General features: G+C 63.6%; 25 protein-coding genes. 18 read left to right on the top strand and 7 right to left on the bottom strand.

Going from position 1 to position 26980, the window contains the following annotated elements:
- Positions 1-26 precede the first annotated feature (26 nt).
- A complete protein-coding gene (locus BPNPMPFG_RS26530) occupies positions 27-818 on the bottom strand; it encodes a cyclase family protein (RefSeq protein WP_227349187.1) in 792 nt (263 codons plus the stop codon).
- A 119-nt stretch (positions 819-937) separates the two neighbouring features.
- Between BPNPMPFG_RS26530 and BPNPMPFG_RS26525 the strand changes: the two genes are divergently transcribed.
- The 13 genes from BPNPMPFG_RS26525 to BPNPMPFG_RS26465 all read left to right on the top strand — a co-directional run bounded on the left by BPNPMPFG_RS26525 (position 938) and on the right by BPNPMPFG_RS26465 (position 14979).
- The gene (locus BPNPMPFG_RS26525; RefSeq protein WP_258591556.1) at positions 938-2512 is read left to right on the top strand and encodes a phytoene desaturase family protein; all 1575 of its coding nucleotides are present in this window, start codon (positions 938-940) and stop codon (positions 2510-2512) included.
- 110 nt (positions 2513-2622) lie between these two features.
- On the top strand, positions 2623-4152 hold the full coding sequence (locus BPNPMPFG_RS26520) for an ABC transporter substrate-binding protein (protein ID WP_258591555.1): 1530 nt from the start codon (positions 2623-2625) through the stop codon (positions 4150-4152).
- 90 nt (positions 4153-4242) lie between these two features.
- Positions 4243-5250 (top strand): ABC transporter permease, encoded by a 1008-nt coding sequence (locus BPNPMPFG_RS26515; protein WP_258591554.1) that lies wholly within the window; start codon positions 4243-4245, stop codon positions 5248-5250.
- Positions 5243-6091, top strand: a complete 849-nt coding sequence (locus BPNPMPFG_RS26510; RefSeq protein WP_258591553.1) for an ABC transporter permease — start codon at positions 5243-5245, stop codon at positions 6089-6091. Before BPNPMPFG_RS26515 ends, BPNPMPFG_RS26510 begins: the two co-directional genes overlap by 8 nt.
- On the top strand, positions 6088-6966 hold the full coding sequence (locus tag BPNPMPFG_RS26505) for an ABC transporter ATP-binding protein (RefSeq protein ID WP_258591552.1): 879 nt from the start codon (positions 6088-6090) through the stop codon (positions 6964-6966). Before BPNPMPFG_RS26510 ends, BPNPMPFG_RS26505 begins: the two co-directional genes overlap by 4 nt.
- Entirely contained in the window at positions 6959-7795 is an 837-nt protein-coding gene (locus BPNPMPFG_RS26500) for an ATP-binding cassette domain-containing protein (RefSeq protein WP_258591551.1), read from the top strand. The genes BPNPMPFG_RS26505 and BPNPMPFG_RS26500 overlap by 8 nt, the downstream gene beginning before the upstream one ends.
- Before the next feature lie 79 nt (positions 7796-7874).
- On the top strand, positions 7875-8474 hold the full coding sequence (locus tag BPNPMPFG_RS26495; protein WP_258591550.1) for a VOC family protein: 600 nt from the start codon (positions 7875-7877) through the stop codon (positions 8472-8474).
- Positions 8475-8614: 140 nt separating this feature from the next.
- A complete protein-coding gene (locus BPNPMPFG_RS26490) occupies positions 8615-10909 on the top strand; it encodes a bifunctional salicylyl-CoA 5-hydroxylase/oxidoreductase (RefSeq protein ID WP_258591549.1) in 2295 nt (764 codons plus the stop codon).
- Between the two features lie 199 nt (positions 10910-11108).
- Entirely contained in the window at positions 11109-11867 is a 759-nt protein-coding gene (locus BPNPMPFG_RS26485) for an SDR family NAD(P)-dependent oxidoreductase (protein WP_258591548.1), read from the top strand.
- Positions 11861-12331 (top strand): MarR family winged helix-turn-helix transcriptional regulator, encoded by a 471-nt coding sequence (locus BPNPMPFG_RS26480; protein WP_258591547.1) that lies wholly within the window; start codon positions 11861-11863, stop codon positions 12329-12331. The genes BPNPMPFG_RS26485 and BPNPMPFG_RS26480 overlap by 7 nt, the downstream gene beginning before the upstream one ends.
- Positions 12328-13140, top strand: a complete 813-nt coding sequence (locus BPNPMPFG_RS26475) for an enoyl-CoA hydratase family protein (protein WP_258591546.1) — start codon at positions 12328-12330, stop codon at positions 13138-13140. Before BPNPMPFG_RS26480 ends, BPNPMPFG_RS26475 begins: the two co-directional genes overlap by 4 nt.
- A 231-nt stretch (positions 13141-13371) precedes the next feature.
- Positions 13372-14520: an acyl-CoA dehydrogenase family protein gene (locus BPNPMPFG_RS26470; RefSeq protein ID WP_258591545.1), complete on the top strand. Its 1149-nt coding sequence runs from the start codon at positions 13372-13374 to the stop codon at positions 14518-14520.
- A 63-nt stretch (positions 14521-14583) separates the two neighbouring features.
- A complete protein-coding gene (locus BPNPMPFG_RS26465; protein WP_258591544.1) occupies positions 14584-14979 on the top strand; it encodes a RidA family protein in 396 nt (131 codons plus the stop codon).
- 22 nt (positions 14980-15001) lie between these two features.
- Here the strand turns inward: BPNPMPFG_RS26465 and BPNPMPFG_RS26460 are convergent, their stop codons facing one another.
- On the bottom strand, positions 15002-16093 hold the full coding sequence (locus BPNPMPFG_RS26460) for an LLM class flavin-dependent oxidoreductase (protein WP_258591543.1): 1092 nt from the start codon (positions 16091-16093) through the stop codon (positions 15002-15004).
- Between the two features lie 123 nt (positions 16094-16216).
- Here BPNPMPFG_RS26460 and BPNPMPFG_RS26455 point away from each other — a divergent pair, with 123 nt between their 5' ends.
- From BPNPMPFG_RS26455 to BPNPMPFG_RS26435, 5 genes are all read left to right on the top strand, one after another.
- Positions 16217-16993 carry an HpcH/HpaI aldolase family protein gene (locus tag BPNPMPFG_RS26455; RefSeq protein ID WP_258591542.1) on the top strand — a complete coding sequence of 259 codons (777 nt, stop codon included), beginning with the start codon at positions 16217-16219 and terminating at the stop codon, positions 16991-16993.
- A gap of 86 nt (positions 16994-17079) precedes the next feature.
- The gene (locus BPNPMPFG_RS26450) at positions 17080-18378 is read left to right on the top strand and encodes a pyridoxal phosphate-dependent aminotransferase (protein WP_258591541.1); all 1299 of its coding nucleotides are present in this window, start codon (positions 17080-17082) and stop codon (positions 18376-18378) included.
- A gap of 90 nt (positions 18379-18468) precedes the next feature.
- A complete protein-coding gene (locus BPNPMPFG_RS26445) occupies positions 18469-19266 on the top strand; it encodes an ABC transporter substrate-binding protein (RefSeq protein WP_258591540.1) in 798 nt (265 codons plus the stop codon).
- A 161-nt stretch (positions 19267-19427) separates the two neighbouring features.
- Positions 19428-20102 carry an amino acid ABC transporter permease gene (locus BPNPMPFG_RS26440; protein ID WP_258591539.1) on the top strand — a complete coding sequence of 225 codons (675 nt, stop codon included), beginning with the start codon at positions 19428-19430 and terminating at the stop codon, positions 20100-20102.
- Between the two features lie 101 nt (positions 20103-20203).
- On the top strand, positions 20204-21415 hold the full coding sequence (locus BPNPMPFG_RS26435) for a cysteine desulfurase-like protein (protein WP_258596941.1): 1212 nt from the start codon (positions 20204-20206) through the stop codon (positions 21413-21415).
- 19 nt (positions 21416-21434) lie between these two features.
- On the opposite strand, the gene BPNPMPFG_RS26430 is transcribed toward BPNPMPFG_RS26435, so the two are convergent.
- The 5 genes from BPNPMPFG_RS26430 to BPNPMPFG_RS26410 form a co-directional block, all read right to left on the bottom strand.
- Positions 21435-22265 (bottom strand): dipeptide ABC transporter ATP-binding protein, encoded by an 831-nt coding sequence (locus tag BPNPMPFG_RS26430; RefSeq protein ID WP_258591538.1) that lies wholly within the window; start codon positions 22263-22265, stop codon positions 21435-21437.
- Entirely contained in the window at positions 22262-23137 is an 876-nt protein-coding gene (locus BPNPMPFG_RS26425) for an ABC transporter ATP-binding protein (RefSeq protein WP_258596939.1), read from the bottom strand. The genes BPNPMPFG_RS26430 and BPNPMPFG_RS26425 overlap by 4 nt, the downstream gene beginning before the upstream one ends.
- Positions 23138-23139: 2 nt before the next feature.
- Positions 23140-23994 carry an ABC transporter permease subunit gene (locus BPNPMPFG_RS26420; RefSeq protein ID WP_224618710.1) on the bottom strand — a complete coding sequence of 285 codons (855 nt, stop codon included), beginning with the start codon at positions 23992-23994 and terminating at the stop codon, positions 23140-23142.
- A gap of 70 nt (positions 23995-24064) precedes the next feature.
- On the bottom strand, positions 24065-25072 hold the full coding sequence (locus tag BPNPMPFG_RS26415) for an ABC transporter permease subunit (RefSeq protein ID WP_258591537.1): 1008 nt from the start codon (positions 25070-25072) through the stop codon (positions 24065-24067).
- Positions 25073-25123: 51 nt separating this feature from the next.
- Positions 25124-26716, bottom strand: a complete 1593-nt coding sequence (locus BPNPMPFG_RS26410; protein WP_258591536.1) for an ABC transporter substrate-binding protein — start codon at positions 26714-26716, stop codon at positions 25124-25126.
- Between the last annotated feature and the right edge of the window lie 264 nt (positions 26717-26980).

Here is a 26980-nt window from a genome sequence, read left to right as displayed (position 1 = left end):
TCTTCTCCCGAAGACCCAACCTCGCCCTATTGCTTCGACACAAGCGCCAGCGCGCGGATCGGGCTGCCGGTGCCGTGCTCGATCTTCAGCGGTGCGGCGATCAGGATGGCGCCCTTCGGCGGCAACTGGTCGAGGTTGCACAGGCTGGCGAGCCCGTAGCGGTTGGCCTTGTGCATCAGCGTATGCGCGGGGAATGGCGGCTCCATGCCGCCGGCCTTGCCAGCATCGGTGCCGATGGTCTCGCTGCCCCAGCCCTTGATGTCCTTGCTGATCAGGAACTGGATGGCTTCAGCCGTCGGGCCGGGCGTGTGCGGGCCGGTCTCGTTGGCGTTGAGGAACTCGGCTTCGGAGCCGTTGCGCTTGTACCAGTCGGTGCGCATCACCACCCATTCGCCGGCATTGATCGCGCCATGCTTGGCTTCCCACGCCTTGATGTGGTCGACGGTGAGCAGGAAGTCGTGGTCGGCGGCGGCTTCCTTCGAGCAGTCGATGACATTGACCGGGCCAACGAAGTTTTGTGCCGGAATGGTGTCGGTGGCGCCGTCCGGATAATCCTTGCCGGAGATCCAGTGCTGCGGCGCGTCGAAATGCGTGCCCGAATGTTCGCCGAGCTTCAGCCAGTTCCACGCCCACCACGGGCCGTTCTTGTCATAGCGGGAGATGTTGTGGATTTCGACCTTCGGCGTGTCGACGGCGAGTTCCGGCGGCAGCTTGATCAGCGGCGTGTCAGGTCCAAGCGGTGCCGACAGATCGACCACCTTGATGGCGCCTGAAAGGAGCTGGCCGGCGACTTCGCCGAGGAGTTTTTGCGTGTCCATGGTCTCTGTTCCCTCTTTGGTGATGATGATCAAGGCTCGTCTCGGCCCTTAATATCCTACTAGACGAAAACATATGCATCTGCAATTATCTTTAAGCATAAAGGAAATGGGAACGGGGCGTGAGCGAGTTCGACGCCATCTTTGTCGGGGCAGGCCACAACAGTCTGGCATGCGCCGCGCATTTGGCGCTGAAAGGCTGGAAAATCGGGGTTTTCGAACGCAGCGCAACAATCGGTGGCGCCGTCCAGACCCGCGAATTCACCCTTTCCGGCTTCCGTCACGATTTCGGCGCGATGAATCTGAGCCTGTTTGCCGGATCGGCCTTCCACCGGAAATATGCAAATGAATTGAACCGCCAAGGGCTGGAGTTCGCGCCGGTCGCCGACTGTTTCGCCAGCGCCTTCCCCGACGGACGCTGGTTCGGCGTCAGCAACGACCTGGAAAAAACCGCGTCGCGCATGGCAGCCTTCTCAGCCGCCGATGCCGCGACGTGGCGCAGGCTGGTTGCCGCCTTCCCGGCCGAGGCCGAACATCTGTTCCGTTTGCTGGGATCGCCGATGAGTGCCCGCGCGCTTGCCGGCACCGCCTGGAACCTATGGCGCAAGAAGGGAATTGCCGGCGCGCTCGATACCGGCCGGCTGCTGCTGTCCTCGCCCCGCGCCTGGCTGGAGGAAAATTTCGAGTCCGCGCATGTGCGCGCAACGCTCGCCACCTGGGGCATGCATCTCGACTTCGCGCCGGACATCGCCGGCGGCGCTGTGTTCCCCTATCTGGAATCAATGGCCAACCAGAATTTTGGCATGGTGCTGGGCAAGGGCGGCGCCGATACCATCATTCGCGCCCTGTCGGGCATGGTGACATCAGCCGGCGGCAAGATCGTCACCGGCGCCGAGGTGGCCGAGATCACGGTTTCCGCCGGCAAGGCGACCGGCGTGCGGCTCGCCTCCGGTGAGACGCATACCGCCACCAAGGCTGTCATCGCCGGCGTCGCGCCCAAGGCGCTGGCCGGCAGGTTGCTGCCCAACGGGTCGGGCGATTCCGGCTTCGACACGGCGATGCAAAAATTCCGCCATGCACCGGGCACGATGATGATCCATCTGGCGCTGGACGATCTGCCGGACTGGCGCGCCAGCCCGGAACTTCGGCAATTCGCCTATGTGCATCTGTCGCCGTCGCTCGACGCCATGTCGCGCACCTATCAGCAGGCGATGGCGGGCATGCTGCCCGACGAGCCCGTGCTGGTCGTCGGCCAGCCGACCGCAGTCGATCCATCGCGCGCGCCTGCGGGTAAACATGTGCTGTGGATCCAGGTGCGCATGCTGCCAGCGGAGATCATCGGCGATGCCGCCGGCAAGATCGCGCCAGCGCATTGGGACCAGGTCAAGGAGGTCTATGCCAGCCGTGTCCTCGACATCATCGAGACCTACGCGCCGGGATTGAGAAACAAGATCCTTGGCCGGGCGGTGTTCTCGCCCATCGACCTCGAGCGCGAGAACCCCAATCTCGTCGGCGGCGACCAGGTCTGCGGCAGCCACCATCTGGCGCAGAATTTCCTGTTTCGTCCAGTGCGCGGTTTTGCCGGCTGGAACACGCCGATCGGCAAGCTGCATCTCACCGGCGCCGCGACATGGCCTGGCGCCGGCACCGGTGCGGCCTCGGGCTACATGCTCGCGCAACAGCTTGGCGGGAGGTAGGAGCCTAGGAATCTTCCGGGTGAAGGAGGGCAAGGCGCTGCTGCCCAAGGAGCCTGAACCAATGAACTGATAGTGCCGCGCAAAGACAATAACCAACAAGGGGAACGACCATGACAATCAACAGACGCGAATTGCTCGGATACAGTGCGGCCGCACTCGGGGTGGCCGCCATCGGCCTGCCGCGGATCGCCAGGGCCGCAGCCGGCGAACTGACGATCGCCTACAATGTCAACCTGCCGTCCTGGGATCCGACCACCGGGCCTTCGGCGGTCAACCCGACGATCCAGGGTCTCTACCAGTCGGTGTTCGACCAGTTCATCCCGCAAAAGCCTGACCTGACCTTCGCGCCCGGCCTGCTCACCGAGTGGGGCTGGAACGAAGACCGCACGAAAATCATGATGACGGTGCGCGAAGGCGTGACCTGGCACGATGGCTCGCCCTTCACTCCGGAAGATGTGGTCTGGTCGCTGCAGCGGGCGGGTGACGAAAAGACCGGCAACCCGATCCAGTTCGTCTGGAAGAACGTCAACAATTTCAAGATCGACGGCAACAAAATCACCGGCGATGTCGTGCAGTTCGACCCGGTGTATTTCAAATGGATGTCGTTCCTGACCGGCTACATCATGCCGAAGGCCTACTACGAGAAGGTCGGCGCCGAGGGTTTCGAGAAGGCGCCGATCGGCACCGGGCCCTACATGGTCGAAAAGTTCGAGCGCAACGCCTTCCTGCGGCTGAAGGCCAACCCGAACTACTGGGGCGGCAAGCCGGCCTTCGAGAATGTGACGATCAAGTTCGTCACTGATGCGGCGAGCCGCGTCGCCGAAATCGAATCCGGCTCGTCGCAGGTGACGCTCGAAATTCCGTACGAGGAGTATGACCGGCTGATCGCCAAGGATGGGCTTGCCGGCACCTGCAAGAACGTCTCCGACATCGGCATGATCTTCTTCAACAACAAGGACGCCATGCTGGACAAGAACGTCCGCCAGGCAGCGGTAATGGCCGTCGACAAGAAGCTCTTGGTGGAGCGCCTGCTGCGCGGCTACGGCCAGCCCATCGATACGCTGGAAACGCCCGAATACGCCGCCTATGATGCGTCGATCAAGGTCGAGCACAATCCGGAGAAGGCCAAGCAATTGCTGGCTGCCTCCGGCTACTCGCCCGAGAAGCCGGCCAAAATCACAATCCAGACGACCAAGGGCTTCAAGCCCAAGGACTATGAGATGGTGCAGGCGATTGTCGGCATGTGGCGCAAGGTTGGCATCGAGGCGACGATCGAGGTCTATGAGATCGCCAAGCACTATGAGCTGCGCGCCGCGCACAAGCTGGCGCCGGCGGCTTTCTACAACTGGGGCAATGCCATCGGCGATCCGACCACCTCGACCGGCTTCGCCATGTTCGGGCCGTCGCCGCACTCGTCCTGGAAGACCGACGACCTCGACGCGAAGATCGGACCGCTGTGGGGCGAGAAGGACGAGGCCAAGCGCATTGCCGGTTGGAAAGAGGTCGACAAATACATCGCCGAACAGGCCTATGTGCTGCCGCTGATGCAGTACGCGCAGCCGATCGTGCATGCCAAGGGCGTCAACGTCGTGCAGCACATTTCCGGCGCGCTGCTGCCGGCACTGATGACGCCGGCCTGAGAAGGCGCGAAGGAATGCGGCGCGCCGTCCATAGCGACGGCGCGCATTTCTATCCGGCATACGAGCCAACGGGCTCCTGCAAAGATTTACATGCTCCTGCAAAGATTCCTGATTCGTCTTCTGACCATGCTGGTCACGCTGTTCGGCGTGGCCGTCGTCGTCTTTGTCGTGATCCGCGTCGCGCCGGGCGATCCGATCGCGATGATGCTGCCGCCCGGCGCGACGGATGCCGACATCGCCCGATTGCGCGCGCTCTACGGTCTCGACAAGACCATCGTGCAGCAGTTCTTCATCTGGCTGTCCGGCGTTGCCAGGGGCGATTTCGGCACCTCGATCTCGCTGCGGCAAGACGTGCTTGGCCTTGTCTTCAACCGGCTGCCGGCGACGCTGGAGCTTGCGATCGTTGCCCTCGTCATGGCGGTGGCGGTCGGCGGCACGACGGCGATCCTTGGCGCGCGCGAACGCGGCACGGCGGTCGAGGCCGGCATCGACATCGCCAGCGGTGCGGCCCTTTCCATTCCCGATTTCCTATGGGGCCTGGTGCTGATCCTCCTGTTCGGCGTGCTGGTACCGATCTTCGACATTTCCGGCCGGGTCTCGCCGCAGTTGGACCTGCCCTTCGTCACCCAGTTCTATCTGTTCGAGAGCCTATTGCGGCTGCGCTTCGACCTCACCTTAGATCTATTGAAGCACATGCTGATGCCGGCGGTTGCGCTGGCGCTGCCGCTGGCGGCGATCATCTCGCAGCTGTTGAAACAATCGCTCAAGGAAGTGCTCGACCTCGACTATGTCGTGCTGGCGCGGGTCAAGGGTTTTTCGGAAACGCAGGTGATCCTGCGTGAGGCGCTGAAGAACGCCGCCCTGCCGACGCTGACCCTTATCGGTGTGCAGTTCACCTTCCTGATCGGCGGCACGGTCATCGTCGAGCGGCTGTTTTCCTATGAAGGCCTCGGCAATATGGCGATCGATGCCGTCATCAACCGCGACCTGCCATTGATCCAGGGCATCGTGCTGGTCTTCGCGCTGCTGTTCGTGCTGATCAACCTCACCGTCGACATGATGTACGCGCTGCTCAATCCGAGGCTTCGCCATGGATGAGGGGCGTGCTCCAAGGCGTGGTGTGTCGCCACGCCTGTGGCTGGCCGGCGGCTGGCTCCTGCTGGCGCTGCTGGCCGCGATCTTCGCGCCGCTGGTCGCGCCGCAGGATCCGCTGGCGCAGGATTTGATGCTGGAGCGGCTGCCGCCTTTCTGGATGACCGGTGCCGAGCCCGGCTACTGGCTCGGCACAGACAGCCTCGGCCGCGATCTCCTGTCCAGGCTGATCTTCGGCGCCCGCATCGCCTTCATTGTCGCCTTCGCCGCGGCAACCGCCGCGTGCCTGGTCGGCTCGACGCTTGGGCTGATATCAGGCTATTTCGGCGGTTGGGCCGATCGCATCATCTCGCGCATCGTCGATGTCTGGATGGCGTTTCCGCCGGTGCTGTTCGCCATCCTGCTGGTCGCCGTGCTCGGCACCGGCCTGAGCTCCGTCATTCTCGCCATCGCGATCATCGACTGGACGCGCTTCTGCCGTGTAATCCGCGCCGAGACGATGGGCCAGTCGCGCATGGACTATGTCGAGAATGCCCGCATCGCCGGCTATGGCCGCATCGGCATCATGCTGCGCGAAGTGCTGCCCAATGTGGTGCCGTCGATCGTCGCGTTGCTGTCGCTGGAAATGGGCATCGCCGTCATCGTCGAGGCGATCCTGTCCTTCGTCAATTTGTCGATCTCGACCGACGATCCGACCTGGGGCGGCATCATCGCCGAGGGCCGGCTGTCGATCCATCAGGCATGGTGGGTGCTGGTGTTCCCGCTGATCACCCTGATCCTGACGGTGCTGTCGTTCAGCCAGTTCGGCGAGGCGCTGAAGACGCGTTTCGATCCGGTGCTGCGATGAGCGCCTGTCTCGACATCAGGGATCTGAGCGCCGTGCTGCCGAACGGCCAGCGCGTGTTGCGCTCGGTGTCGCTTGCCGTTCAACCCGGCGAAGTGCGCGCGCTGGTCGGCGAGAGCGGCGCCGGCAAGACGATGATCGGCAAGGCGGTGCTCGGCGTGCTGCCGTCGAGCGTGCGCCTTGTCGAAGGCGAGATTCGGCTTGAAGGCGAAGACCTCGGCGCACTGCAGCCCAAGGCAAGGCGCACGCTGATCGGCGCGCGCACGGCGCTGATCCCGCAGGATCCGCTGACCGCGCTCAACCCGTCGCGCCGCATCGGTTCGCAGATGACCGACCGGCTGGTGAGCATCCTCGGCTGGAGTGGAGAAAGGGCCGATACGCGCATTCGCCAGTTGCTGGACCAGGTGCAGATCCGCGACCCTGACCGTGTGCTGAAAAGCTATCCGCACGAGCTTTCCGGAGGCATGCGCCAGCGCGTGCTGATCGCCGCCGCCTTCGCCGCGGAGCCACGGCTGATCGTCGCCGACGAACCGACGACAGCGCTCGACGTCACCGTGCAGAAGCAGATCCTGCGGCTGATCGTGCAATTGCAGCGCGAGCACGGCACCGCGATCCTGTTCGTCACCCACGATCTCGGCGTCGTCGCCAAGATCAGCCAGAAGGTCTCGGTGCTCTATGCCGGCAAGGTGGTGGAAGAGGCCGAGACGGCAACCCTCTTCGCCGCGCCACAGCACCCGTATACGCGGGCGCTGATGGCCGCGACACCTCGCTACACCGATCCGTTCGCATCGCTAAAACCGGTCGACGAGGCGGTGCTGGCCGGGCTTGCCGCGGAGATCGCGGCAGCCGACCAGGCTTGGAGGCAGCCGCATGGCTGAGCCGCTGTTTTCCGTACACGGGCTAAAGGTCGCATTGCCCGACATGACGCGCAAGCCGCTGATCGGTCGCGCGCCGCTGGCCGAAATCCTGAAAGGCCTTGATTTCGACCTGCCCAGGGGATCGGTGACCGGTATCGTCGGCGAATCCGGATCCGGCAAGTCGACGCTCGGCCGTGCCCTGGTGCGCTTGCTGGAGCCCAGTGCCGGCAGCATCAGCTTTGACGGCCGCGACATCACCCATCTGCCGGAAGCCGAGCTCAGGCCCCTGCGCCGCGACATGCAGATGATCTTCCAGGATCCGATGTCGTCACTCAATCCGCGCCGCACCATCGCCAGCATCATCGCAGCACCGCTCAAGCAGAATGGCCTTGGCGACAATCTCAAGGCGCGTGTCGCCGATGCGCTGCAGCGCGTCGGCCTGCCGCAGAGCTTTGCCAGCCGCTACCGGCACGAACTGTCGGGCGGCCAGCGCCAGCGCGTCGGCATTGCGCGCGCGCTGGCGCTGTCACCGAAATTCGTATTGGCCGACGAGATCGTCTCCGGCCTCGACGTGTCGACGCAGGCGCAGATCCTGACCTTACTGGAAAAGCTTGCGGCCGAGATGGGCCTGACCGTCGCCTTCATCAGCCACGATCTGTCTGTCATTCGGCGGCTGTGCCGGCAAGTGATCGTCATGCGCGAAGGTGTGATCGTCGAAGCGAGCGCCACCGACGCCCTGTTCGAACACCCGCAGCAAAGCTACACGCGCGACCTGATCGCAGCCATTCCGCTGCCCGAAATCGATGCCGGCTGGCTGGACATCCCTTCCGCTGCCAAGGCGCCGACATGAATGCATACGCACGCCGAAAAGCGGGCCTCGGACGTGCGACCGGCAAACGAACAAATCCCGCCAATGGAGGAGGACTGACATGAAGACGATACTTCGCAACACAACGTTCGCGGTGGCAATGCTGGGTAGCGCCGGCTTGGCCACCGCCAGCTCGATCCCGGGCATGCGCGGCCACGACCACACCGGCATCACGGTTCCCGACATGAAACAGGCGGTCGATTTCTTCACCGAAGTGGTCGGCTGCAAGAAGGCGATGTCGTTCGGTCCGTTCGCCGACGACAAGGGCACCTTCATGCAGGATGTGCTGGGCGTCGACCCCAAGGCGGTGATCGAGCAGATCACCATGGTCCGCTGCGGCTATGGTTCGAACATCGAGCTGTTCAAATACACAGCGCCCGACCAGAAGGACCTGACGCCGCGCAACAGTGACATAGGCGGCTTCCACATCGCCTTCTATGTCGACGATGTCGCCGCTGCCAAGTCATATCTCGACGCCAAAGGCATCAAGACGCGCATGGGGCCAATACCGCTTTCCGAGGGTCCGGCCGCCGGCCAGACCATCCTCTACTTCCAGGCGCCGTGGGGCCTTCAACTGGAAGCGATCAGCTACCCCAAGGGAATGGCTTACGAGAAGGGCGCCGATACCGTGCATTGGAGCCCGAAGAACCCGGAAAAATAATCTGAAGGCGCGCTTGCGAGGCGATACGCAAGCGCGCCGACAGGACACGAGGACAATCGTTTCAACGTGAAACTTTAAGCTTGAAATAATTTACCTGCGGCGCGATACTGAAACCAGCAAGCGAAGAGGAGATCGCACAGATGAAGGTTGCGGTTCTCGGCGGCGGACCAGCCGGTCTCTACTTTGCCATTTCCATGAAGCTCAGGGACGCCGCGCACGAGGTGACCGTGTTCGAGCGCAACCGCGCCGACGACACGTTCGGCTGGGGCGTCGTGCTGTCGGCCGAGACGCTCGAAAACCTGTCCAGGAACGATCCCGTCAGCGCGGTCTGGATCAAGAAGCATTTTGCTTACTGGGACGACATCGCCGTCATCCACGATGGCGTGCGCACGGTTTCGACCGGCCACGGCTTCTGCGGCATCGGCCGCAAGCGACTGCTGGTCCTGCTGCAGCGGCGCGCGCGCGAACTCGGCGTCAATCTGAGATTCGAGACCGACATCGCCGATCCCAAGCCTTACATGGAAACGTATGATCTGGTTGTCGCCGCCGATGGGTTGAATTCCAGGGCGCGCAACGCTTTCGTCGACGTGTTCAAGCCCGACATCGACACCCGCAAATGCAAGTTCGTCTGGCTGGGCACCAACCAGAAATTCGACGACGCCTTCACCTTCATCTTCGAGAAGACCGAGCATGGCTGGGTGTGGGCGCACGCCTACCAGTTCGACAGCGACACCGCGACCTTCATCGTCGAGTGCAGCGAACAGACTTGGGCTGCCTTCGGCTTCGGCGCGATGTCGCAGCAGGAATCGATCGCCGTCTGCGAGCGCATCTTTGCCAAGCATCTTGGCGGCCACGCCTTGATGACCAATGCCAACCACATCCGTGGTTCGGCCTGGATCAATTTCCCGCGCGTTTTGTGCGAGCGCTGGTCCTACAAGAATCTGGCGCTGATGGGCGATGCGGCCGCATCGGCGCATTTCTCGATCGGCTCGGGCACCAAGCTGGCGCTGGAAAGTGCGGTGGCGCTGGCCGAATATGTCGAGTCCGAGCCGGATCTCGACGCCGCGTTCCGCAAATATGAGGATGCCCGCCGTACCGAGGTGCTGAAGCTGCAGTCGGCGGCGCGCAATTCGCTCGAATGGTTCGAGGAGGTCGAGCGCTATCTTGGCCTCGATCCGGTGCAGTTCAACTATTCGCTTTTGACCCGCTCGCAGCGCATCAGCCACGAGAATCTGCGGCTGCGCGATGCCGAATGGCTGGGTGGCGCGGAAGAATGGTTCCAGCGGCAGGCGGGCGCCGGCGGCAACAGCCTGCGCCGCGCGCCGATGTTCGCGCCGTTCAAGCTGCGCGACCTGAGGCTGCAAAACCGCATCGTCGTCTCGCCGATGGCGCAGTACAAGGCCGTCGACGGCTGCCCGACCGACTGGCATTTCACCCATTACGCCGAGCGGGCCAAGGGCGGCGCCGGTCTCATTTATATCGAGATGACCTGCGTCAGCCCCGAAGGCCGTATTACGCCGGGCTGTCCCGGGTTCTATGCCCCTGAACACGAGGTGGCATGGAAGCGGCTGGTCGATTTCGTCCACGCCGAGACTGAAGCGAAGATCTGCGCCCAGATCGGCCATTCCGGCGCCAAGGGCTCGACCCGGCTCGGCTGGGAAGGCACCGACGTGCCGCTGACCTCGGGCAACTGGCCTGTCATGGCGGCATCGGCCGTGGCGTGGTCGCCGCAAAACCAGGTTCCGAAGGCGATGGACCGCGCCGACATGGACAAAGTGCGTGACGAATTCGTGGCCTCGGCCGACATGGCCGATCGCTGCGGCTTCGACATGCTCGAGATCCACGCCGCGCATGGCTACCTCCTGTCGTCCTTCATCACGCCGGTCACCAACCGGCGCACGGACGCCTATGGCGGCTCGTTGGAAAACCGCATGCGCTATCCCCTCGAAATCTTCCACGCGGTGCGTGCCGCCTGGCCGGCGCAAAAGCCGATCTCGATGCGCATTTCCGCCAATGACTGGGTCGGCATCGAGGGCGTGACACCGGCCGACGCGGTCGAGATCGCGCGGCTGCTGCATGAGGCCGGCGTCGACATTTGCGACGTCTCGGCCGGCCAGACCTCGGCTTTGGCAAAGCCGGTCTATGGCCGCATGTTCCAGACGCCGTTTTCCGACCGCATCCGCAACGAGGTCGGCATGGCGACGATGGCGGTCGGCAACATCTACGAGCCGGACCATGTCAATTCGATCCTGATGGCCGGCCGCGCCGATCTGGTGGCGCTGGCACGGCCGCACCTCGCCGATCCCTATTGGACGCTGCATGCCGCCGTGACGCTCGGCGACCGCGGCGTCAAATGGCCGGATCCCTATCTGCCCGGACGCGACCAACTCTACAGGCTGGCCGAGCGCGACGCCGCGGCGGGGCTGAAAGTATGAGTGCTTTTCGTTTTCCACGTCAGCGCTGTACCCCCACCCCTAACCCCTCTCCACAAGGGGGAGGGGGACTACGTTGCATTCGGCTCAGCCGGAACCGCGTGAATTTGCAATGGACAGGCGCTGCCGTGGCCTTCCCCCTCCCCCTTGTGGGGAGGGTTAGGGGTGGGGGTACTCGGCGCCAAGTTTCGAGGATACGCGCATGATCGCCGGCAAGCATGCGCTGGTCACAGGTGGTGGCTCCGGTGTCGGCCGGGCCATCGCGCTGGCGCTGGCGGGTGCTGGCATCGACGTCACCATTTGCGGCCGCCGCCAAGCGGAACTCGCCAAGGTGGCTGGCGAAAACGACCGCATCCTAGGCATTGCCGCCGATGTCACCAATGAAACGGCCATGGCGTCGCTTTACGAGACGGCCGAAGCCGCGCGCGGGCCGTTCGACATTGTCGTCGCCAATGCCGGCATGGCCGGCAGCACGCCGGCGCACAAGACCACCCTTGCCGACTGGCAGCGGACGCTCGATGTCAATTTGACCGGCGCGTTCCTGACGGTGAAGCCGGCGCTGGCGGGCATGGCAGCGCGAAGGACGGGCCGGATCGTCTTCATTGCTTCGACGGCCGGGCTGAAGGGCTATGCCTATGTCGCGCCTTACGTCGCCGCCAAGCATGGCGTCGTCGGCCTGATGCGGGCGCTGGCGGCCGAGACGGCGAAATCCGGCGTCACCGTCAACGCGGTGTGCCCGGGTTTCGTCGAAACCGACATGTTGGAGGAGTCCATCCAGCGCATCGTCGAAAAGACCGGCCGCTCGGCCGAGCAGGCTCGGACGAGCCTTGCCTCGACAAATCCGCAAGGCCGCTTCATTCAACCGCAAGAGGTTGCCGCCGCAGTGATTTGGCTGTGCGGCGATGCTGCCCAGTCGATCACCGGGCAGGCGATTTCCATCTCGGGAGGCGAAACATGGTAGCTGGCCCCCTGCCCGCGCCGTCGGGACCCGGCAAGGACCGCCTGCGCCTGTGGATAAGGCTGCTGCGGGCGTCGCGCACGATCGAGGCCGAGCTGCGCGAACGTCTGAAGAAGGACTTCAACACGACGCTGCCGCGCTTCGATGTGATGGCGGCACTCTATCGCGCGCCGGAAGGCATGCTGATGAGCGACCTGTCGCGCTTCCTGCTGGTTTCCAACGGCAATGTCACAGGCATCGTCGACCGGCTTGTGTCGGAAGGGCTGGTGGCACGTGCGCGCCGCAACGGCGACCGACGCACCTCGATGGTGCGGCTGACCGAAGAAGGCTCAAAGGCCTTCGGCATCATCGCCGCGGCACATGAAGGCTGGATCGGTGAATTGCTGGGCAAGGTCAGCGAGGACGACGCGCGCCGGCTGACCGGCATGCTGACCTCGTTCCGCAGCAACTGGGAGGGACGCGAATGACTGGGATGGCCGGCCGCAAACCGAAGCATTTCCTCTGGCAGGTCGAGGGCAGGATCGCGAAAGTCCGGCTCGACCGGCCCGAACGCAAGAACCCGCTGACCTTCGATAGCTATGCCGAGTTGCGCGACGCGTTCCGCGACCTCGTCTATGCCGACGACGTCGACGCCGTTGTGTTCCTGTCCAATGGCGGCAATTTCTGCTCTGGCGGCGATGTCCACGACATCATCGGGCCGCTGGTCAAGATGGACATGAAGCAGCTTCTCGCCTTCACCCGCATGACAGGCGATTTCGTCAAGGCGATGCTGAATTGCGGCAAGCCGATCATCGCGGCCGTTGATGGCGTCGCGGTCGGCGCTGGCGCCATCATCGCGATGAGCTCCGATATCCGCATCGCCACGCCGGAAGCCAAGACGGCATTCCTGTTCACGCGCGTCGGCCTTGCCGGCTGCGACATGGGCGCCTGCGCGATCCTGCCGCGCATCATCGGCCAGGGCCGCGCCGCCGAATTGCTCTACACCGGCCGGACGATGACGGCGGCGGAAGGCGAGCGCTGGGGGTTCTACAACCGGTTGGTCGATGCCACTTCTCTGGAGGCCGACGCGCTCGACATGGCGGCGCGCATCGTCTCCGGCCCGACCTTCGCCCACGGCATCACCAAGACGCAGCTCAACCAGGAATGGTCGATGGGCCTCGACCAGGCGATCGAAGCCGAAGCGCAGGCGCAAGCGATCTGCATGCAGACACGCGATTTCGAGCGCGCCTACAAGGCGTTCGTGGCCAAGGAAAAGCCGGTGTTCGAGGGCAATTGAGGATGAACGTTTCAATAGAAATGCTGGCGGGACAGCGCCCCCCTCTGGCCTGCCGGCCATCTCCCCCTCCAGGGGGGAGATCGGCTGTCGCTGCCGCTTTCGCCAATCGTCAGCAATGCAGGAACGGCGCTGCTGGCAGAGCTGCCAATCTCCCCCCTGGAGGGGGAGATGTCCGGCAGGACAGAGGGGGGCGCCTTAGAGCGCAAGGCCCGAAGCACTGCGGAGGCAGAAATGCCTGATCGTTCCTTCCTCAACTGGCCGTTCTTCGAGGACCGCCATCGCGAACTGGCCGAACGGCTGGAGGCGTGGTGCGCGAAAAACCTGCCGGTCGATCATCATGACATCGATGCCGCCTGCCGCGAACTGGTGGCGATGCTCGGCCGCGACGACTGGCTGAAGCCGACGGCCCTCGATACCGACAATCCCGGCCCCCTCGACGTGCGCACCCTGTGCATCACGCGCGAGACGCTCGCTCGCCATGACGGGCTGGCGGATTTCGCTTTCGCCATGCAAGGTCTCGGCACCGGCGCGCTCAGCCTGTTCGGCACGCTCGAGCAGCAGCAATGGCTGGCAAGGACACGCGCCGGCAAGGCAATATCCGCCTTCGCCCTGTCGGAGCCGCGCTCCGGATCGGACGTCGCCAACACCGAGATGACCGCGACCCGCGATGGCGAGAATTATGTTCTGTCGGGTGAAAAGACCTGGATCTCCAATGGCGGCATAGCCGATCTCTATGTCGTCTTTGCCCGTACCGGCGAGGCGCCGGGTGCCAAGGGGCTTTCCGCCTTTCTCGTGCCGGGCGACGCCAACGGCCTTGGCATCGCCGAACGCCTCGAAGTGATCGCGCCGCATCCGCTGGCGCGGCTGTCGTTCGACCAGGTCCGCCTGCCTGCCTCGGCGCTGATCGGCAAGCCCGGCGACGGCTTCCGCATCGCCATGTCGGTGCTCGACGTGTTCCGCTCGACTGTCGGTGCGGCGGCGCTTGGCTTTGCCCGCCGCGCGCTGGATGAAAGCATCAAACGGGTGGCCGAGCGCAAACTGTTCGGCGCGCCGATGGCCGAGCTGCAGATGGTGCAGGGGCATATCGCCGACATGGCGCTCGACATCGATGCGGCGGCCCTTCTGGTCTACCGCGCCGCCTGGACCAAGGACATGGGCGCGGCGCGGGTCACCCGCGAGGCGGCGATGGCCAAGCTGTTCGCCACCGACAAGGCGCAAGAGGTGATCGACAAGGCGGTGCAGCTGCATGGCGGCGACGGCGTTCGCAAAGGCCATATCGTCGAAAGCCTGTATCGCGAGATCCGCGCGCTGCGCATCTACGAGGGTGCCTCGGACGTGCAGAAAGTGGTGATTGCGCGACAGGTGATGGGCGCGACTTGACGGCAAGAAATTGATGGTCGTTCGATTTTGAGAATTGTTTTTTGGAATACCGGGAGGTTTTGAATGCATACGATCTTGCAGCCGGAAGGCTGGGCAAAACCTGTCGGCTATGCCAACGGCGTCGCGGCACGCGGCCAGCTCATCTTCGTCGGCGGGCAGATCGGCTGGAACGGGCAGTGCCAATTCGAGACCGACGATTTCGTCGGCCAGGTGCGGCAGACGCTTGAGAACGTCGTGGCCGTGCTCTCCGCGGCCGGTGCTGGACCACAGCACATCACCTCGATGACCTGGTATTTTACCGACAAGACCGAATATCTCGCCAACCTCAGGGGCATCGGCGAGGCCTATCGCGAGGTGATCGGCCGGCATTTTCCGGCGATGGCCGCCATGCAGGTGGTGGCGCTGGTCGAGGACCGCGCCAAGGTCGAGATCCAGGCCACCGCCGTCATTCCGGAGTAACCCCTGGTTATTCCGGACTAAATTATCCGCGAAGGCCCGCCTGCCTCAGAATGGGCAGCACGTGGTCGCAGAAATAGGGCAGCTCCTGCGTGTAGTTGACGAAGGACAGCGCGATGCCCTGATAGCCGTGCCCGGCAATGGCGGCCATGTCGGCGGCGATCGTTTCCGGCGTGCCGATCAGGGGATAGGTGCCGGCGCCGCCGGCGAAACGCTGCCGGTAGCGGTCATAGGCATGCGGGTCGTGCGATTGCGAGAATTCCTTCTTGCCGGCCATATGGGCATCGACCGCGTCGTGGTCGGCCATCGCGACGGCATAGCGCGTGTAATAGGCCTGCGCCTCTTCCATCGTCGGGCGGCAGACGACATGCGCCACGGTGTAGACGCCGACATCGCGACCCACCTTGTCAGCCCGCTCGCGTATGTCGGCGACATGCTTGCCTGCATCGTTCATTTCCGAAAAAGTCGTGAACAGATAGTCACATCTGGCGGCGGCGAAATCGCGACCCGGTCCGCCGAAAGCGGCGTTCATCGTCACCGGGCGCGGAACCTGCAGACTGGCCGGCCGGCTCACCGCTTCCTTGAGGCGATAGTAGGTGCCTTCATAATCGAGAGGCTCGGCCGAAGCATAAAGCCTTTCGAGGATCTCGATCCATTCGGCTGCCTGGTCGTAACCCTTTTCGACCAGCGGCGTGCCGAACATGCCGAATTCCTTCGGATTCCAGCCGCAGACGATGTTGAGCCCCGCGCGGCCCTGGCTGATGTGGTCGACCGTTGCCAGCGCCTTGGCGGCGTAGAGCGGATGCACCAGAGGCACATGCACGGTCATGAACAAGCCGATCTGCTCGGTGGCCGTGCTGAGGGCCGCCGCCCAGGTGAAGGTCTCGAACGACCATTCGCGCACCTTGTTGCGGCCGCCGAAGCCGCGCCAGCGCGCGATAGGCAGCATGAACTCCAGGCCCGCGCGGTCGGCGATCTGGGCAGCCGTCAGATTGTCCTGCCAGCTTGCCGCCCAGCGCTCCGGCACATCGGTGATTGCAAGCCCGCCATCGGCATTGGTCGAAAAGACGCCGAGTTTCAATTTGTTCGGGCCGTGCAAGGGATGCGTTTTCATCATGTCTCGAACTCGCGGCGGAAGATCGCACGCTACGGTGGCGGCAAAATATTTCAAGCCTGAAATAGCTTCGCCCGACGGTCATTTGCGGATATGGATTTGGGCGGAGCGAGAAAGGGGATGGGCATGAGCGAGTTCCGCCAGAAATGCATCGGCAAGACGAACCTCGTCGGTTCCTTTGCCGCCATTCCCCATCCCGTCGCGGTCGAAGTGATGGCGCAGTCCGGCCTCGATTTTCTCTGCATCGACTGGGAGCATGCGCAGATCTCGCGGGACACGATCGAGACCATGGTGCGCGCCGCCGACGTCCATCGCGTGCCGGCGATGGTGCGCGTCCCCGGACACGCGCCGGAAGCGATACAGGCGGCGCTGGACAGCGGCGCGCAAGGCGTGCTGATCCCACGCGTCTCGACCGCCACCCAGGCGGCGATAGCCGTCAAGGCCTCGCGCTATCCACCAAGGGGCGAGCGTGGCGTCGGGCCCGGTCGGGCCGCCGGCTATGGCTATCGCATCCCGGAATATCTGGCCGGCGCCAATGACAGGATCGTCGTCGCGGTCCAGGTCGAGACATCGGAAGGGCTGGCCAACATCGAAGCGATCGCGGCCGTCGACGGCGTCGACGTGATCTTCGTCGGCCCTGGCGATCTTTCGGTGTCGATCGATGCGATCGGCCCGAAAGGCGCCGACAAGCTCACCGCGGCGATCCGCAGGATCATCGGCGTGACGGTTGCTCACCGCAGGACGTCAGGCATCTTCTGCGCAAAGCCTCAGGACACGGCGCAATGGGCAGCCATCGGCGCCAGCTTCTTCATCCTGGCCAGCGACACGATGTTTCTTGGCGCGGCCGCTGCCGCCGGCACCTCCGCCGCCCGCGCCGAACTGGCGCGAGACGGCCGCAGCTAACTCATAAGGGCTCAAAAGGGGCGTATCGGCCGGGCAACATGCCGGCCAAACTTTTTAAGCTTAAAACTTTCGCCTTGAAAACCGCCGTGCTTTGGATAAGCATTCCGAAATCGATGGCGATTGCCGTGCCGGACGGGCCTGCCGGCCATCCATCGTGGTGCTCCGGGTGGGAGGGGTTTCAGTCCTTGTCGTTCATGCTGCCCCAGTCATCGTCCAGCGCGCGCTATGCTTTCGATGGCGTGCGCGCGCAAATTCGTGATCTGCACACCGAGAACATCGCCAACCTCGCGGTGCGGGCGCGCGAACTGGGCGACGTCATCGCGCTCTGGTACGGCGAAGGCGACATGGTGACGCCCGCCTTCATCCGCGACGCCGCCAAGGCGGCCTTCGATGAGGGCCTGACCTTTTATGTCCCCGACATGCGCGGCCATGGGCCCCTGAATGAGGCGCTGTCGGAGTACCAGACGCGCATCCATGGCCGGCCGATCCCGATCGCGCGCACCACCGTGACGCCGGGCGGCATGCAGGCGTTGTATCTGGCGCTGGAACTGCTGGTCGATACCGGCACCAATGTCGTCTACGTCGCGCCGCAATGGCCCAACATCCACAATGCCATCCACCTGATCGGCGGTGAGCCGCGGCCGTTTTCGCTCGACTTCAGGGGTGACTGGCATCTCGACCTCGACCGGCTGTTTGCCACCTGCGACGCCCGCACGCGGGCGATCTTCCTGTCGACGCCGTCCAATCCGACAGGCTGGACCGCATCAGCCGAGGAGATGCAGGCGCTGCTCGATTTCAGCCGGCGCACCGGCATCTGGATCATCTCCGACGAGGTCTATGGCCGGCTCTATTTCGACGGCGACGTTGCTCCCTCCATCCTGCAGATCGCCGAGGATGGCGACCGTGTCCTGTCGGTCAACAGCTTCTCCAAGGCCTGGGCGATGACCGGCTGGCGCATCGGCTGGCTGACGCATCCATCGGGGGTGGCCGACCAGCTCGGCGCCATGACGCAATATGTCAACAGCGGCACATCAGCTCCCATCCAGGCCGGCGCCGTCGCGGCGATCCGCCAGGGCGAGCCGCTGGTCGAGGAGATCAGGCAGCGGATCAGGACCGGCCTCGACCTTGCCTATTTCAGGCTGGCGCAGATTCCGGGCATCATCCTGCCCGCGAAACCGCGCGGCGGCATGTATGCCTTCTTTGCCATGGAAGGCGAGAGCGATGCGCGTCGCGCCTGCGCCAGGATACTGGAGACGGCGCGCGTCGGGCTGGCACCCGGCCATCTGTTTGGAAGTTCGGCAACGGCCTTCCTGCGGATGTGCGTGTGCCGTGAACGCGACCAAATAGCGACCGCGCTCGACCGCATGGTCGCTGCCATGAATTGACGCCCCGCCAAAAGCGGGGCGGCAAGAAACCGTGCGGGGCCAATCCCGCCCGATCAACAACCAGAGGGGAACACCCCAGAGGGAACACCAATGAACCTTAACCGTCGCAATCTCATTATCGTCGCCGCTGCCATCGGCATCGCCGCTGGTCCCGCCACCGCCTATGCCGCCGACGTGCTCAATGTCGGCGCCTATCCGACCAATCCGCCCTTCGAGTACAAGAACGAGAGCGGCACATTCGAGGGCTTCGAAGTCGACATCGTCAACGAAGCGGCAAAGCGTGTCGGCATGACCACGGATATCGCCGATCTCGGCTTCCAGGCGTTGTTCGCCGCCACCACGTCGAAGCGCATCGACGTCGCCATCTCCTCGATCACCATCACGCCGGAGCGGCTGAAGTCGCAGTCGTTCACGCAGCCCTATTATGATTCCGACATGGGCATCGCCACCAAGACCGACAGCCCGATCAAGGCCGAAGCCGACCTCAAGGGCAAGATCGTCGGCGTTCTGTCCGGCTCGACCGGCGAAACCTGGGTAAAGGCGCATCAGGAAGCCGACGGCTTCAGCGACGTGAAGGGCTATGACACGCAGCAGAACCTGCTGCTCGACCTCAGCGCCGGACGCGTCGATGCGGCGGTCAGCGACATTCCGGGCATGCAGTATGCCTTCACCAAGATGAAGGATCTGACGGTCAAGGAGCGCATCAAGACCGGCGAACAATACGGTCTGATGATGACCAAGGACCATCCGCTGCTCGGCAAGCTGAACGACGCGCTGACCGCGATGAAGAAGGACGGCACGCTGGCCGCGATCCACAAGAAGTGGTTCGGCAGCGACGCCCCCGCCGATTCCTCGACCGTCAAGGAAATGCCGCTGCCGAAGGCCTGAGCGGCGACTGACAAAACAGAGGCGTGCCGGCTCGAAAGGCCGGCACGTCGCGTTTTCATTCATGATCTTTCCCCGGAGCCGTATTTGTACGGCGCAACCGATTTCGGTGTTCGGGTCTTGCTCTGGCGTCACGGGACGCAAAACGGTTCGGGAACACTCCCATGTCGCTGCTGGACACCTTCTTCAACGCCGATGTCATCATGTCCAGCCTGCCGGCGCTTTTGCGCGGCTTCCTGAACACGCTGCTGCTCGGACTGCTCAGCATCGGCATCGGCATTCCCGTCGGCCTGGTGATCAGCCTGGTGCGGCTCTATGCGGCCAAGCCGCTGCGGTGGCTCGCGGTCGGCTACACCGATATCTTCCGCGCCCTGCCGGTGCTGGTCGTGCTGATCCTGATCTACTATGCGCTGCCGTTCCTAGGCATACGGCTGTCGTCCTGGGCCTCGGCTGTGACGGCGTTCGCCATCATCATGTCGGCCTATTCGGCCGAGGTGTTCCGCTCCGGCATCGAGAGCATTCCGCGCGGCCAGTTCGAGGCGGCGCAGGCGCTTGGCCTGCCGTTCCTGCTGACCTTGCGCAAGGTGGTGCTGCCGCAGGCGGTCCGCGTGGTCATCCCGCCGATGACCAGCAACTGCGTCTCGATGTTCAAGGACACGTCGCTCGCCTCCACCGTGGCACTGCCGGAACTCTTGAAGGAAGCGACCAACGCGCAGTCGCTTTACGCCAACCCCTCGCCGCTGATCGGCGCAGCCCTCGTCTATCTCATCTTCCTCTGGCCGATGGTCCGGCTCGTCAGCATGCTTGAACAACGCTTCAAGACCGAAAAGACGCGCTGACCACGCCAACCGACCCCCGCCAAGCACTTCGCAGGAGACGACCCTTGAGCAATCCCCAAGCCAACGCCGCCGGCGGCTTCCCCGTCGAGACCATCCGCGCCATGTTTCCGGCCCTGCAGCGGGCCGGCGACTTCATCTTCATGGACAACGCCGCCGGTGCGCAGATTCCTCAGAGCGTGCTCGACGCGGTGACCAACCATCTGGTTTCGCACAATGTGCAGCGTGGCGGCCGCTATGGCCGCAGCGTCACCGTCGACCAGTCGGTCGCCGATGCGCGCGAAAGCGTGGCGCTGCTGATCAACGCCTATAGCCCGGCCGAAATCTGCTTCGGCATGAACGCCACCTCATTCATCCGGCTGGTCAGCCTCGGCATCGGCCAGATGCTTCAGGAGCGTGACGAGATCGTCATCACCGATATGGACCACGACGCCAACATCGCCACCTGGCTGGCGCTGGAAGCGGCCGGCGCCAAGTTCAAATGGTGGCGCATGCGCGAGGACGGTAACCTGCATGTCGACGATTTGCGCCCGCTGGTTTCCGACCGCACCCGCCTCGTCGCTTGCACGGTCACCGCGCATTCGATCGGCTCGATCGTCGACGTCGCTTCCGTCGCCAGGATCGCCCACGCTGCCGGCGGGGAAGTGTTCCTCGACTGCGTGCATTACGGGCCGCACGGGCTGATCGATGTGCAGGCCTGGGATTGCGACTATCTCGTCTGCTCCGGCTACAAGAATTTTTCGCCGCATATGGGTTTCCTGTGGGGACGCTTCGACACGTTGAAGCGGCTGCCGACGTTCCGCGAGGACTTCATCCCCGACGAGCCGCCCTACAAGGTCGAGGCGGGCACCTTCATCTACGAGAACGTCTCGGGCATGGATGCGGCCGTGCACTATCTCGAACTGATCGGCCGCAATCTTGCGCCGTCCAACAACCGCTCGCGGCGCGACAACATCGTCGCCGGCATGGGCGCCATCCGCGACTATGAGCTGGTGCTGGCGCGCGAGATGCTTGGCGTGCTCAAGGATTGCGGCGCGACGATCTACGGCGTTGCCGACGAAGCCCGCATCACGGAGCGCGTGCCGACCTTCTGTTTCAACATCGGAAAACTGTCACCGCAAAGGATCGTCGAGGAGATGGCCGAGATGCAGATCGGCATCCGCGACGGCCACATGTACGCGCCGCGGCTGATGAAGCGCCTCAACCTCTCGATGGACAGCGGCGCCATCCGCGCCTCGCTGGTCCACTACAACACGGTCGAGGAGATCAGGCGCTTCGGCGAGGCGCTGCGCGCGATCATCGCCAAGCTGTCCTAAGCGAGTTGGCTCTGCGGCGTCAGGCGGCTTTCTTCTTTGCCAGCCTCGCCTTGATCGAGGCGACGTCGGAGCGCGGCGTCGCGGCGAACAGCGTCCTGGTGTAGCTGTGCTTGGGGTCGGCAAAAACCTCGTCGCGCGAACCGTATTCGACCGCTTCGCCGAAATACATCACCATCACGTCGTCGGCGATGTAGCGCACGACTGACAGGTCGTGGCTGATGAAGACATAGGTCAGCTGGAACTCGTCCTGCAGGTCGGAGAGCAGGTTGAGCACCTGCGCCTGCACCGACAGATCGAGCGCGGAGACCGGCTCGTCCAGCACCAGCAGGCTTGGATTGAGCATCAGGGCGCGGGCAATGGCGATGCGCTGGCGCTGGCCGCCGGAGAACATGTGCGGATAGCGGTTGTAGTGCTCGGGGCCGAGACCGACCTTCTTCAACATCTTCATGGCCAGATCGCGCCGTTCGGCGGCCGGCTTGTCGGTGTTGATCAGCAGCGGCTCACCCAGCACGTCGCCGATCTTCTGGCGCGGGTTGAGCGACCCATAGGGGTTCTGGAACACGATCTGCACCTTGCGGCGCATTTCCTTCGACAGGCCGGTTTTGGCGATGTCGACCTTGTTGCCGTCGATGACCAGGTCACCCGATGTCGCCGGATCGATCAAGGTGATGATGCGGGCAAGCGTTGACTTGCCGCAGCCACTTTCGCCGACGATGGCCAGTGTCTTGCCCTTGTCCACCTTGAAGGAGACACCCTTCACCGCATGGACCGTGCGCGGGCCGGTGAACAGGCCGCCGCCGATATGATAGTCGCGAACGATGTTCTTGCCTTCGAGAACCGTGATGCTCATGAGGCGGCCCCCGCGGCGGACCCGGTTCCCACAGCAGAGGGGGCCGGCTCGAACATCATGTCGGAAACGGTCGGCAGCCGGTCGCCGACGGCATTCTCCGGCAGCGCCGACAAAAGCGCGCGCGTGTAATTGCTCTTTGGCGATTCGAACAGCGACAGCACGTCGGCCTCTTCCATCTTGCGGCCCTTGTACTGGACGATGACGCGGTCGGCGGTCTCGGCCACCACGCCCATATTGTGGGTGATCATGATCAGGCCCATGCCGTATTTGGCCTGCAGCGAAACCAGCAAATCGAGGATCTGCTTCTGGATGGTGACGTCGAGGGCCGTCGTCGGCTCGTCGGCGATCAGCAGTTTCGGATTGCAGGCAATGGCGATGGCGATCATGACGCGCTGGCACTGGCCGCCGGACATCTGGTGCGGATAGGAGTTGAGCCGCTCCTCCGGATCGGCGATCCCGACCAGCTTCATCAGTTCGATGGCCCGCGCTCGCTGCTGGGCGCGATCCATGCCCATATGGAAGCGCAAGACCTCCTGGATCTGGAAGCCGACGGTGAAGCACGGGTTGAGGCTGGCGACCGGCTCCTGGAAGATCATCGAGATGTCCTTGCCGACGATCTTGCGCCGTTCGGACGGGGTGAGCTTCAGAAGATCGACGCCGTCGAAGGCCATGCGATCGGCCTTGACCGTCGCCGTGTTGGGCAACAGCCCCATCACCGCCAGCATCGACACCGACTTGCCGGAGCCGGACTCGCCGACGATCGCCAGCACCTCGCGCGGCTCGATCGACAGGTCGATGCCTTGCACGGCCATGAACGGTCCGGCCGCGGTGTCGAAGGAAACGGTGAGGTTCTTGATCTCGAGCAGAGGCATGCTCACGACCTCTTCAGCTTGGGGTCGAGCGCGTCGCGCAGGCCGTCGCCGATCAGGTTGATGGCGAAGACGGTGATCAGGATGGCGAGCCCCGGGAAGGTCACCACCCACCAGGCGCGCAGGATGAACTCGCGCGCCTCGGCCAGCATGGTGCCCCATTCGGGCGTCGGCGGCTGCGCGCCCATGCCGAGGAAGCCAAGCGCCGCCGCCTCGAGAATGGCGTTGGAGAAGGACAGCGTCGCCTGCACGATCAGCGGCGCGATGCAGTTGGGCAGGATGGTGACCAGCATCAGCCTGAGATGGCTGGCGCCTGCGACCTTGGCCGAGACGACATATTCGCGGGTCTTCTCCGCCATGACGGCGGCGCGGGTGAGCCGGGCGAAATGCGGCTGCAGCACGAAGGCGATGGCGATCATCGCATTGACCAGGCCAGGGCCAAGCACCGCGACCAACACCAGCGCCAGGAGCAGCGACGGGAAGGCCAGGATGATGTCCATGATGCGCATGATCAGCGTGTCGACCCAGCCGCGGCAGTAGCCGGCGAGCAGGCCGAGGATGACACCGGAGATCAGCGCGGAGGTGACGACGACGAAGCCGATGGCGAGCGAGAAGCGCGAGCCGTAGATCAGACGCGAAAGCATATCGCGGCCGACGGCGTCGGTGCCGAGCAGGAACTGCGCGTTGCCGCCCTCCTGCCAGGCCGGCGGCGTCAGGAAGAAGTCGCGGAACTGGTCGTCCGGAGAATGCGGCGCCAGCAGCGGCGCGAAGATGGCGATCAGGATCAGCAGCGCAAAGACGAAGAGCCCGATCACCGCGCCCTTGTTGACGGAGAAGTAATGCCAGAACTCGCCGAACATCTGCAGCCGGGCATCCTGCTGCTTGACGACGGTGGCGGCTTCGATAGTGGCTGGGCCTTCGTTGCTCATCTCAGTTGGCCCGGATGCGTGGGTTGATGACGGCGTAGAGCACGTCGACGATGAGGTTCACCGACATGACGATCAATGCGATCAAAAGCAACCCGCCCTGCACGGTGAAATAGTCACGCTTGGAAATGGCGTCGATCATCCATTTGCCGATGCCGGGCCAGGAAAAGATGCTCTCGGTCAGGATGGCGCCGGTCAGCAGCGTGCCGACCTGCAGGCCGATGGTGGTGACGACCGGGATCAGCGCATTGCGGAAAGCATGCTGGCCGACCACCCGGAACGGCGTCAGGCCCTTGGCGCGCGCGGTGCGCACATAGTCTTCGCCGAGCACCTCGAGCATGGCGGAGCGCGTCTGCCTGGCGATGACGGCGAGCGGTATGGTGCCGAGCACGATGGTGGGCAAGATAAGGTGCGACAACGCCGAGCGGAACGCGCCCTTCTGGCCTGAAATCAGGGAATCGATGGTCATGAAGCCGGTCACCGGCTTGAAGAAATAAAGAAGATCGATGCGGCCCGAGACCGGCGTCCAGTGCAGCGTGCCGGAAAACACGATGATCAGCAGCAGCCCCCACCAGAAGATCGGCATGGAATAGCCTGCCAGTGCCGTGCCCATGGTCAGCTGGTCGAACCAGGAGCCGCGGCGGATGGCGGCGAAGATGCCGGCGGCGACGCCCAGGATGACGGCAAAGATCATGGCGAAGATGGCGAGTTCGACCGTTGCCGGGAACCGCACCAGGAAATCCTTGAGCACCGGCGTCTTGGTGGAGAACGAGGTGCCGAAATCGCCGCTGAGGATGTTGGTCAGATAGGTCAGGTACTGTTGCCAGATCGGCAGGTCGAAGCCGAACTGGTGCATTAGCGCCGTGTGACGTTCGGGCGACAGGCCGCGTTCGCCCGCAAGCACCAGCACGGGATCACCGGGCAGGATGCGCACGAAGCCAAACGCGAGGATGGTTATCCCGATGAAGGTCGGGATGATGAGGGCGAGCTTGCCGAGGATATAACGCAGCATGGCGGGCGAGTGGGGGCGTCACCATGCGGTGACGCCCCCGTTTCGCGAACCTTATTCGGCGATATCGACGCCGTCGAAGCGATGGATCCCGAGCGGATCCATCGCAAAGCCGGAGACGGTCTTCTGCATCGGCATGAACACCTTGGAGTGAGCGAGCGTCGCCCAGGGTGCCTGTTCCTTGAAGATGACCTGTGCCTGTTCATAGAGCTTGGTGCGCTCGGCCTGATCCGAAACGGTCTTGGCCTTGTTGATCAGCGCATCGAAGTCCTTGTTGCACCATTCCGCACGGTTGTTCGAACCGACGGAAGCGCAGCTCAACAGCACGCCGAGGAAGTTGTCCGGATCGCCATTGTCGCCGGTCCAGCCGACGATGACGGCGCCATCGTGATCGACCGCGGAAGCGCGCTTGAGGTATTCGCCCCAATCGTAGCTGACGATGTTGACGGTGACACCGACCTTGGCGAAGTCAGCCTGGATCAGCTCGGCGGTGCGGCGCGCGTTCGGCATGTACGGACGCGATACCGGCATGGCCCAGACGTTCATCTTGAGGTCCTTGACGCCAGCCTCCGCGAGCAGCTTCTTGGACGCATCGGGATCGTACGGATCGTCCTTCACTTCCTTGTTGTACGACCACATCGTCGGCGGGATCGGGTTGACCGCCACCTGGCCGGCACCCTGGAAGACGGCATCGATGATGGCCTTCTTGTTGATGGCCATGTTGAGCGCCTTGCGGACGCGCACGTCGTCGAACGGCTTCTGCTGTGTGTTGTACATCAGCGCGCCGACATTGAGGCCTTCCTGTTCCTCGACCTTCAGGCTCGCTTCAGCCTGCAGGCCGGCAATGTCGGCCGGTGCCGGGTACGACATGATGTTGCACTCGCCGGCCTTCAGCTTCTGTGCACGAACCGCCGGATCGGTGGTGATGGCGAAGACCAGATCGTCGATCTTCTGCTTGCCGCCCCAATAGTCCGGGTTGGCCTTGTAGCGGATGGCGGCGTCGGTCTGATAGTCGACGAAGATGAACGGGCCGGTGCCGATCGGCTTCTGGTTGAAGAGTTCAGGCGTCTTGTCGGCCTGCAGCTTGTCGGCATATTCCTTGGAGACGACCGAGGCGAAGTCCATGCCGAGCGTCGGAATGAAGGTGATTGCCGGCTCCTTGAGCGTGAACTTCACCGTCAGGTCATCGACCTTCTCGACCTTGGTGATGTTGTCGCCGAACTGGTCATTGTAATACTGGTAGGCAATGCCCGGAATGTACTGGAACCAGGGGCCGCTCTTGTCGACCTGACGCTGGAACGAGAACACCACGTCGTCGGCGTTGAAGTCGCGCGTCGGGGTGAAATAGTCGGTGGCGGCGAACTTGACGCCCTTGCGCAGCTTGAAGACATACTCTTTGCCATCGTCGGAAATCGTCCAGCTTTCAGCCAGGCCCGGCGAGATCGTTGTCTTGCCGTGATCGAATTCGACAAGGCGGTTGAAGACGGTACGCGAGGACGCGTCGAACGTCTGGCCGGCGGTATACGGCGCCGGATCAAAACCCTCCGGCGAAGCTTCCGCGCAGTAGACCAGAGTTTTCGCATTGGCCACGCCGCCCAGGACGCTTGCAGCCAGCAACGCGGCTGCAAAAGTCAGTTTCTTCTTCATTGAGCACTCCCTGATGTTCTTCCAAGCCCCTCTATCAGGCTCGCGAAGCGCGCATATAAGCACCGTTTTTCCGGCTTTGGAACACCCCGTTTGCTTACCCCTCGGGAAGCAGGAAAAAAATCCGATATTTTGCTAAATGGCAGAAAAAATTAGCAGTTCTTTCCATTCACGGGATTGTTAACGACCGCATTTTTTTATTGATCGCCGATCTGGCGACAGCTCTGACACGCCGGCCGTCGCCCCGCCGAGGATGCGGTAGGACAC

This window comes from Mesorhizobium sp. AR07 (assembly GCF_024746815.1).
Classification (GTDB): domain Bacteria; phylum Pseudomonadota; class Alphaproteobacteria; order Rhizobiales; family Rhizobiaceae; genus Mesorhizobium.
Note: the sequence above shows the minus strand (reverse complement) of the source record. Positions and strands in the feature narration are given on the sequence as shown.